General features: G+C 53.3%; 1 pseudogene. It reads right to left on the minus strand.

Features of this window, described 5'->3' with window-relative positions:
* Positions 1–159: 159 nt before the first annotated feature.
* Positions 160–441 (minus strand): annotated as a pseudogene (locus ACTHUM_RS19860) (ATP-dependent DNA helicase RecG); the annotation flags it as partial.

Genomic DNA, 441 nt, shown 5'->3' on the forward strand with positions numbered 1-441 from the left:
GGTTTAAATTTAATCCACTATATTTGTAAAGCTTTGGACAGCTGCTTCAGCAGCATCTTTCAATTTGGCTTTGTTTTTTGGATTTTGTACAAAATCATCAAGGGGCGCAATCATGCGCCCCTTGTTCATTATCCGCAGGCGAAGCCTTTTCAGACGACCTCACACGCCCAAATACCCTTCCCTGCTGGCAAGCCACCTTGCCAGATGCGCTTCGACGATTTCGGGGTTTTGTTCAATCAGCATCGGGGCGATTTCCCGCGCTTGCTCCAAAAGGTGCAGGTCTTCTTCGAGGTTGGCGAAGCGCAGCATGGGGACGCCGCTTTGGCGCGCGCCGAGAAATTCGCCGGGGCCGCGTATGTTGAGGTCTTGGCGGGCGATTTCGAAGCCGTCGGTGTGTTCGTAGATGACTTTCAGCCGCGCTTTGGCGAGTTCGCTCAAGGG

The organism is Neisseria sp. P0021.S006 (assembly GCF_051956895.1).